Annotated in this window: 1 protein-coding gene; it reads right to left on the bottom strand. The window is 77.1% G+C overall.

The window, feature by feature from the left end; translation table 11 throughout:
- Window positions 1–452 precede the first annotated feature (452 nt).
- On the bottom strand, window positions 453–550 hold a 98-nt coding region (locus GT042_RS29540), incomplete at its 5' end, for an SHOCT domain-containing protein (protein WP_161311763.1).

The raw sequence follows: 550 nt of genomic DNA, 5'->3' as shown, positions 1-550 counted from the left end.
CCGTGTCACCCGGGTGCCGGGTCGGCCCTGCGGGCGGCCGGCACCGGCTCGTACGCACCCAATGCGCCCAACCCAGCTGGCGGTCGCACGTGCATGGGGCCGGGGCGTACGGCCGTGCGTTCCCGGCGATGGGTCGCCCCGGCGGGCAGGTTGCCCAGGCTGGCACGTGCCCGAGCTGTCGGGTTCGGGCGGGGTCGGGGCGTACGAGTGTGCGGTCCGGGCCGTGGTCGCCCCGGTGGGCAGGCTGGCACGAGCCCGCTCGGGGCGGCGGTCGGGTTTACGCGGGGTCGGAGGCGTACGACCGTGCGTTCCCGGCGGTCGGCCCTGCGGGCGGGTGGCGCAGGCTTTTGCGCGCCCCGCCCAGGTGCGTGCCCCGCCCAGGTCGGCGGTCTCGCCCGGGTGGGTGTGGTCCGGCACCGACCCCCGGTCCGGCCGGCCGCGAGGCCGGGCCGTCACAGCTCCGCCAGGAGCTCCGCCTTCTTCGCGCTGAACTCGTCGTCCGTCACCAGGCCCGCCTGGTGCAGTTCCCCGAGGTGGCGGATTCGTTCCG

The sequence above is a fragment of the Streptomyces sp. SID3212 genome, from assembly GCF_009865405.1.
GTDB lineage: Bacteria > Actinomycetota > Actinomycetes > Streptomycetales > Streptomycetaceae > Streptomyces.
The sequence above is the reverse complement of the archived record's forward strand: the minus strand, read 5'-3'. Positions and strand labels throughout refer to the sequence as shown.